The following is a 6,343-nucleotide window of genomic DNA, read 5'->3' on the forward strand; positions in this document are numbered from 1 at the left end:
CTCCTTCGACGTGACAACGGATGCCTCGCTCAGTGTGAACCCGGTTCAGACGGTCGAACGCCGCATTCCCGTTGAACGGGAGACGCCGACTATCGGGGGGACCGCAGCGTGGCCTCGATGCCGGTCACGGCTTCTCGCAGAGCGATGATCGCCGCCGTGTGCGGCGCTTGTCGTGGTAGCACCACGGAAAGCGCGGCGACGACTTCACCTGCGTCGCGGATCGGCACGGCCACGCCGGTCGAGACGGATTCGATCGAACCTTGCGCGATCGCCACGCCATCGCGACGCACGCCAGCGAGGAGACGGCGTAGACGTCCGGGATCGGTCACCGTCTCGGGTGCGAGAGCGCGCAACGGCTGGGCGAGCACGCGTTCGCGGAGATCGGCGGGAGCGTGCGCGAGCAGGACGAGGCCCGACGAGGAGGCGTGCAGCGGTAGCCGCCCAGCGATCCGTGTGATGTTCGCACCGGCGTCGGGGTGCGAAAGGCGTTCGAGGAACAGTGCTTCGTCCTGTTCGAGAACGGCGAGTTGGGTGTGCTGGCGGATGTGCGTCTGCACGCGCTCCATATAGGGGAGCGCCGCCTGGCGCAGACGTAGCGCGGTCGACCCGCGGAGGGCCAGTTCCCACAAGCGCATTCCCAGGTGGACGCGGCGGTCCTCGTCGCGTCCGAGCAGTCCGGCGTCGACCAGCTCGTCCACGATCCGGTGCGCGGTGGACGACGGCAGCGCCGCTCGGCGCCCGATCTGACTGGCCGACTGCACCGAACGATCAGCTGTGAACGTCTCGAGGACGCGCACGATGCGGTCGATCATCGAGTCGCTGGAGGGCGAGTTCGCCATGCGCTCAGGATGACACGGCTCGCGTCGACGGTGTTGCGGCGATGGTTGGTCCCCTGCCTGACGCGACGGCGGTAGCCTCGGCTCATGGTTTCTGTTCCGGATGCTGCAACGGCTTGGGAGCCCCTCACGCCTCATGCTGTCGCTGAGCTCCTTCGGGTCGGTAGCGCCCGCTGGTGGCTGTCGGGCGGGGTGGCCCTGGAGCACTGGCTGGGCCGGACGATCCGCGAACGGCCGAACACGGACGTGAGCACCACCCAAGGCGGGCTGCCGCAGCTGGTCCGGGCGTTGCCTGCCGGTTTCACCGCCTGGGCGCCTGCGGGGGAGGACGCCGTCATCCCCTGGGCCGACGCGCCCGACGATGCCGATGTGCAGCCGGTGCGGATTCAGGACGAGCGCTCCGGCGCCTGGGTGCTTCAGGTGAACGTCGAGGATGGGACGGAACATGCCTGGCTGTACCGGCGAGACCCGCGGCTGCAGTTGCCGTGGGATCGCGCCGTGCTCGAGGTCGACGGCATTCCGACCGGTGCGCCCGAGGTGCAGCTGGTCTGGAAGGCGTTGCGGCCGCGGCCGGAGGATGACCTCGACAAGGACGTGGTGCTGCCGCAGCTCTCGGACGAGGCCCGGTCGTGGTTCGAACGGGCGATCCTCTCCGTCCACCCGCACTCGAACTGGTCGATCCACGTGCGCAGCCCTTTCGCGCCCGCGAAGGCAAGCTGGAACCGCAAGAACGGCTAGGTCGGCCGGTGGTCGTCGGCGGCCACCGCATCCAGCACCACCGATCGGAACCACGTCTGCGCGGGAGACATGCTCAGTTCGCGTCGCGTGTAGAGCGCGACCGGGGTGCTCTGGCCCGGCCACGGCAGCTCGGCGATGCGCAGACCGGGGAACCATCCGCAGAACACCTCGGCCACGTGTCGCGGCAGCAGCACGACGAGATCGGTCGCCTCGAGCACCGCGGGCACGGTGGCGTACTCCTCGACCGTCAGCGTCACCTGCGGCATGAGTCCCTGTTCGATCATCGCCTGGAGCGGGTACACGTGGCCGCCGCGGGAGGACACCCGCACGAAGCGGCGCCCGACGAACATGTCCGCGGCGGTCGGAGGCAGCGGATGGGCACGCGAGGACAGCGCCACGTACTCCACGTCGCGCACCGGTGTGCGCCACAGCCGCGGCGAGTCCAGCAACGACACCGTGATCGCCAGGTCGATGGTGCCCCGGACGAGCCCGTCTTCCACCTGATCCGCGTCCAGCCGCCGCACCTGCAGGTGAAGGTCCGGCGCCTCCTTCGCGAGCACCGGCATGATCGGCGGCAGGAAGGTCTGCTCGCCGATCGAGGTCAGCGCGAGCGAGAGCTCCCCGCCGAAGCTCGCGGGATCGAAGGCGTCGGGCGCGCTCACCACGGCATCGATGCGCGACAGTGCCTCGTGCAGCGGTCCGAACAGCTGCCGGGCACGCGGGGTCGGCACCATCTCGTTCCCCTGGCGGCGGAACAGGTCGTCGCCGAACCGCTGCCGCAACCTCCTCAGCGTGTAGCTGACCGTCGGCTGCGTGACGTGCAATCGCTCGGCGGCGGCGGTCAGACTGCGCAGCTCGTACAGCACGACGAAAGTGCGCAACTGGTTGAGATCGGTGAGCGACATCGCATTGATCCCATCTATACGGTTCGGCTCCTACATCTATTGGACCATACCCATAGAGCGAACTAGAGTCAGGGTGACAGCACCGGCACCGCTGCCGACGTGGCACGCACCACCCGGCACCGACCCGATCACAGTGACGAGGACGCACGTTGATCATCGACATCCATGGCCACTACACCACGGCCCCCGCGCAGCTGGGAGCGTGGCGCGATCTGCAGATCGCGTATGCGGAAGGCGCGGGCGAGGCGCCCGACCCGGCCGCGCTGCGGATCAGCGATGACGACATCCGCGAGACCATCGAGGCGAACCAGTTGCGGCTGATGGACGACCGCGGCAGCGATGTCACGGTGTTCAGTCCCCGTGCATCGTTCATGGCCCACCACCTCGGCGACCTCGCCGTCAGCGAGACCTGGGCGCGCATCTGCAACGACCTCGTCGCGCGGGTGTCGCAGCTGTTCCCCGACCGTTTCCTCCCGGGCGCGATGCTCCCGCAGTCGCCGGGCGTCGACCCGAAGACGACCCTCGCCGAACTCGACCGGGCGGTGAACGATCTGGGCGTCGTGACCGTCAACATCAACCCCGACCCGTCCGGCGGACTGTGGACCGCCCCGCTGCTGACGGACAAGAGCTGGTATCCGCTCTACGAGAAGCTCGTCGAGTACGAGCTGCCCGCGATGATCCACGTGAGCACCTCGTGCAAGCCGCAGTTCCACACCACCGGCGACCACTACCTGGGTGCCGACACGACGGCATTCATGCAGCTGCTCAAGGGCGACCTGTTCCGCGACTTCCCCGACCTGAAGCTCGTCATCCCGCACGGCGGCGGCGCGGTGCCCTATCACTGGGGACGCTTCCGCGGCCTGGCGATGGCGCTCGGCAAGCCCGAGCTGGAGGAGCACCTCCTGGGCAACGTGTACTTCGACACGTGCGTGTACCACCAGCCGGGCATCGACCTGCTCACCGGGGTCATCCCGACCGAGAACATCCTCTTCGCGAGCGAGATGATCGGCGCCGTCCGCGACGTCGACCCGCGCACGGGCCACTACTTCGACGACACGAAGCGATACGTGGATGCGACCGGGAACCTCACCGACGAACGACGCGGACAGGTCTTCGAAGGCAACGCCCGCCGCGTGTACCCGCGCCTGGACCGCGCCCTGCGAGCCCGCGGCCTGTGACCTCACCCTGGAGAACCCGATGACTCAGCGACTGAACGACCTCGGCATCGTCCGCACGCGCATCGAGCGGCCCGACTCCGCCGACGTCGCGCGGCTCTCGCGGTTCGGGGTCGCCACGATCCACGAGGCGATGGGCCGGGTCGGCCTGCTGCGGCCGTACATCCGCCCGGCGTACAGCGGGGCGACGCTGTGCGGCCCGGCCGTCACGGTGCTCCTGCAGCCCGGCGACAACTGGATGTTCCACGTCGCCGCCGAGCAGGTGCAGGAGGGCGACGTCATCGTCGCCGGCTGCACCACGGAGAGCGAGGACGGCTTCTTCGGCGAGCTGCTCGCCACCTCCCTCACCGCCCGGGGCTGCAAGGGCCTGGTCATCGACGGGGGCGTCCGCGACGTCGCCGACCTCGAGAAGATGGGCTTCCCGGTCTTCTCCCGCGCCATCAGCGCGAAGGGCACCGTCAAGGCGACGCTGGGCTCGGTCAACATCCCCGTGGTCGTGGCGAACGCCGTGGTGAACCCCGGCGACGTGGTGGTCGCGGATGTCGACGGCGTCGTGGTCGTCCCCCGCGAGCTCGTCGGCGCCGTCGCCGACGCCTCGCAGAAGCGCGAGGACAACGAGGAGGCCAAGCGCCAGAAGTTCCGCGAGGGCGTGCTCGGTCTCGACATCTACGGCATGCGGGAGCCGCTGGCGGCCGCGGGCCTCGAGTACGTGGAGGATTGACGATGGCTCACGCACAGGCGATCGCGCACGGCGACACCAGCGGCGGCTTCGAGAAGACGCCCGGTTGGCTGGACTGGTACGACGGCCCGACGACCCCGACGTTCCGGCTCCCCGCCGGCGCTGTCGACGCGCACTGCCACGTGTTCGGCCCCGGCGCGGAGTTCCCCTACGCCCCCGAGCGCAAGTACACGCCGTGCGACGCGTCGGCCGCGCAGCTGTTCGCGCTGCGCGACCAGCTCGGCTTCGACCGGAACGTCATCGTGCAGGCGACCTGCCACGGCGCCGACAACCGGGCGCTCGTCGACGCGCTGCGCCGCAGCAAGGGGCGTGCCCGCGGGGTCGCGACGGTTCGTCGCGACGTGACCGACGAGGAGCTCGCCGAGCTGCACGAGGCCGGTGTGCGCGGCGTGCGGTTCAACTTCGTCAAACGCCTCGTCGACCGGGTGCCGACCGACTCGCTCGACGCGATCGTGGAGAAGATCGCCCCCTCGGGTGGCATGTCGTCATCTACTTCGAGGCCGAGGACCTTCCCGACCTCTACGACTTCTTCTCGGCGATCCCGACGGACGTCGTGGTCGACCACATGGGGCGTCCGGATGTGACGAAGGACCCGGAGGGTCCGGAGTTCGAGCTGTTCCTGCGCTTCATGCGCGAGAACCCCAACGTGTGGACGAAGGTGTCGTGCCCCGAGCGGCTCAGCGCCACCGGTCCGCGCGCGCTGAATGGCGAGCAGCACGCCTATACGGATGTCGTGCCGTTCGCCCGTCGCGTGGTCGAGGAGTTCCCCGATCGCGTGCTGTGGGGCACCGACTGGCCCCACCCAACCTCAAGGACCACATGCCTGACGACGGGCTGCTGGTCGACTACATCCCACAGATCGCGACGACCCCCGAACTGCAGCAGAGGCTGCTCGTCGACAACCCGTCGCGGCTGTACTGGCCCGAAGGAGAATGACCATGGCACTCGACAAGCCGTACAAGGACATCCCCGGCACGACCATCTTCGATGCCGAGCAGGCCCGCAAGGGCTACCACCTCAACCAGTTCTCGATGTCTCTCATGAAGCCCGAGAACCGCGAGCGCTACCTCGCCGACCGCGAGGCGTACCTCGACGAATGGCCCTCACCCCGGTGCAGCGTCAGGCGGTGCTCGATCTCGACCTGAACACCTGCATCGCCGAGGGCGGCAACATCTACTTCCTGAGCAAGATCGGCGCCACGCACGGTCTGAGCTTCCAGCAGATGGCCGGCTCGATGACCGGGATGTCGGAGGCGGCGTACCGCGACATGATGGTCGGAGGTGGCCGACGTCCCGAGGGCGTGCGCCTGAAGGATCTCGACGGGTGGACCCCGCCCTCGAACGAGAAGTCCGAGGTGATGCGCCCGGACGCCCCGCGAAGTTCACGTCGGCGCTGTTCACGTCGCACGTGCCGGCGATCGGCGCCGCGATGGACCTGGGCAAGACCGAGGAGCCGTACTGGAAGAAGGTCTTCGACGGGTACCAGTGGACCCGGAAGTGGGCCAAGGAGAACACGCCCGACGTCATCATCCTGGTGTACAACGACCACGCCACGGCGTTCGACTCGAACATCATCCCGACCTTCGTCCTGGGCACGGGCGCGCACTATCCCGTCGCCGACGAGGGTTACGGCCCGCGCCCGGTGCCCGACGTGAAGGGGTATCCCGAGCTCGCCGCGCACATCGCCCAGTCGGTCATCCAGGACGATTTCGACCTCACCCTCGTCAACGAGATGGTCGTCGACCACGGCCTGACCGTGCCGCTGTCGCTGGTGTTCGGCGACGTCGAGGAGTGGCCGTGCCGGGTCATCCCGCTTCCGGTGAACGTCGTGCAGTACCCGGTTCCGTCCGGGCGTCGGTGCTACGAGTTGGGCAAGGCGATCCGTCGCGCGCTGGACAAGTGGGACGGTCCCGAGCTCAACGTGCAGATCTGGGGCACCGGGGGGATGAGC

Annotated in this window: 6 protein-coding genes and 2 pseudogenes; 6 read left to right on the forward strand and 2 right to left on the reverse strand. The window is 68.7% G+C overall.

The features are described 5' to 3' along the window. Positions 1 to 89: 89 nt before the first annotated feature. On the reverse strand, positions 90 to 839 hold the full coding sequence (locus tag IZR02_RS17785; RefSeq protein ID WP_005052180.1) for an IclR family transcriptional regulator: 750 nt from the start codon (positions 837 to 839) through the stop codon (positions 90 to 92). An 84-nt stretch (positions 840 to 923) separates the two neighbouring features. Here IZR02_RS17785 and IZR02_RS17790 point away from each other — a divergent pair, with 84 nt between their 5' ends. Next, positions 924 to 1,574: a hypothetical protein gene (locus IZR02_RS17790; protein ID WP_005052177.1), complete on the forward strand. Its 651-nt coding sequence runs from the start codon at positions 924 to 926 to the stop codon at positions 1,572 to 1,574. Here IZR02_RS17790 and IZR02_RS17795 read toward each other — a convergent pair. Next, complete coding sequence (locus tag IZR02_RS17795) at positions 1,571 to 2,479, reverse strand: LysR family transcriptional regulator (protein WP_005052175.1); 909 nt, start codon at positions 2,477 to 2,479, stop codon at positions 1,571 to 1,573. The genes IZR02_RS17790 and IZR02_RS17795 overlap by 4 nt on opposite strands. Before the next feature lie 149 nt (positions 2,480 to 2,628). Between IZR02_RS17795 and IZR02_RS17800 the strand changes: the two genes are divergently transcribed. The 5 genes and pseudogenes from IZR02_RS17800 to IZR02_RS17820 all read left to right on the forward strand — a co-directional run. After that, positions 2,629 to 3,657 carry an amidohydrolase family protein gene (locus tag IZR02_RS17800; RefSeq protein WP_005052173.1) on the forward strand — a complete coding sequence of 343 codons (1,029 nt, stop codon included), beginning with the start codon at positions 2,629 to 2,631 and terminating at the stop codon, positions 3,655 to 3,657. A 19-nt stretch (positions 3,658 to 3,676) separates the two neighbouring features. After that, positions 3,677 to 4,375 carry a 4-carboxy-4-hydroxy-2-oxoadipate aldolase/oxaloacetate decarboxylase gene (ligK, locus tag IZR02_RS17805; protein WP_005052171.1) on the forward strand — a complete coding sequence of 233 codons (699 nt, stop codon included), beginning with the start codon at positions 3,677 to 3,679 and terminating at the stop codon, positions 4,373 to 4,375. Between the two features lie 2 nt (positions 4,376 to 4,377). Further along, positions 4,378 to 5,329: pseudogene (locus IZR02_RS17810) on the forward strand (amidohydrolase family protein). Between the two features lie 104 nt (positions 5,330 to 5,433). Next, a pseudogene (gene pcmA / locus IZR02_RS18120) lies at positions 5,434 to 5,639 on the forward strand (protocatechuate 4,5-dioxygenase subunit alpha/beta); the annotation flags it as partial. Positions 5,640 to 5,716: 77 nt separating this feature from the next. Then, a partial coding sequence (locus tag IZR02_RS17820) for a class III extradiol dioxygenase subunit beta (RefSeq protein WP_254385482.1) occupies positions 5,717 to 6,343 on the forward strand: 627 nt, incomplete at its 3' end.

It is taken from the genome of Microbacterium paraoxydans (assembly GCF_019056515.1).
GTDB lineage: Bacteria > Actinomycetota > Actinomycetes > Actinomycetales > Microbacteriaceae > Microbacterium.